This window comes from Halomonas sp. G15, assembly GCF_021282295.1.
GTDB classification, from domain to species: domain Bacteria; phylum Pseudomonadota; class Gammaproteobacteria; order Pseudomonadales; family Halomonadaceae; genus Halomonas; species Halomonas alimentaria.
Genome location: NZ_JAJSPA010000086.1, coordinates 1 through 1,338, shown reverse-complemented (window position 1 = coordinate 1,338; position 1,338 = coordinate 1). Strand labels below are relative to the sequence as shown.

Sequence of the window (1,338 nt, the reverse complement as noted above, 5' to 3'; positions counted from 1 at the left end):
TATAGTGGACCCTGAAATCAAGACACTGGTTTAAGATATGCCGAGGCCGATTTCGAAGGGACCAGAGATGTCGAAACAGAAACGTAACACCCACTCACCGGAGCTGAAGGCCAAGGTCGCCCTGGAGGCTGTCCGTGGCCTGAAGACGGCGAACGAAATCGCTCAGGAATTCGGTGTCCACCCTGTGCAGGTCGGTCAGTGGAAGAAGGCCCTCCTGGCGGACTCCGCCTCCTTGTTCGACAAGAAGCGCGGGCCAAAGCCAAAGCCCGAGTACCAGTCAGACGAGAAGCTCTACGGGGAAATCGGCCGTCTGAAGATGGAGCTCGACTGGCTGAAAAAAAAATCCGGAATCAACCTGCCATGATCCGCCGCGGCTGGATCGACGCGGCCGACCGAGTGCCGCTGCTCCGCCAGTGCGCCCTGGCAGGGGTCGCCAGGTCCACCGTTTACGCTCAACGGCAGCCAACGGAGCCTTCCGAGCAGGATGTCGAACTCTGCCATGCGATCGATGAGATCTACACGCAATGGCCGTTCTACGGTAGCCGCCGGATGGTCGTGGAACTCGGTCGCCCTGGCTTTCGCGTCAATCGCAAGCGCGTGCAGCGGCTGATGCGCGGCATGGGGTTGGCAGGTATGGCGCCGGGCCCCATGACCAGCCGGCCGCATCCTGAGCACAAGGTCTACCCGTACCTGCTGCGCGGCGTGTCGATCACACGCCCCAATCAGGTGTGGAGTACCGATGTGACGTACATTCGGGTGGCGCGCGGCTTCGTGTACCTGGTCGCCATCATCGACTGGTATAGCCGCAAGGTGCTCAGCTGGCGGGTGAGCAATACCATGGAGGCGTCCTTCTGCGTCGACGCCTTGGAAAGCGCCCTGCGGCTACATGGCACGCCGGAGATCTTCAACAGTGACCAAGGCTCGCAGTTCACGAGCCAGGCCTTCACGGGGGTGCTCAAGCAAGCCGGCGTCGCCATCAGCATGGACGGCCGTGGGCGCGCGTTCGACAACATCTTCGTCGAGCGGCTATGGCGGACGGTCAAGTACGAGGACGTGTATGTGAAGGGCTATGCGAGCTTGGGAGAGCTGACCCTCGGCCTATCCGCGTACTTCTCGTTCTACAACGCCCAGCGGCCTCACCAGTCGCTGGAGAACCAGACCCCGGACACCGTGTATGCGTTGGGGACTGGCGGCGGTGCCGCCATTCCCGATCACTTTGGTCATCAACGTGACACCGCTCAGGACCATGACACAGGGCAGCGCTGTGCAGCTGCAGCCAAGGCCGAGACGATAACTTAAATCGGGACGTTTTCTGTCTTGACGATGGGGTCCACTTTA

Annotated in this window: 1 protein-coding gene; it reads left to right on the top strand. The window is 61.1% G+C overall.

The annotated features are described in order from the left end of the window. Positions 1-67: 67 nt before the first annotated feature. Positions 68-1,299 (top strand): IS3 family transposase gene (locus LWH48_RS18065; protein ID WP_232913669.1). Its coding sequence is split into 2 segments (ribosomal slippage): positions 68-358 and positions 361-1,299, totalling 1,230 coding nucleotides; the frame shifts between segments, so codons are not numbered across the junction. Positions 1,300-1,338 lie beyond the last annotated feature (39 nt).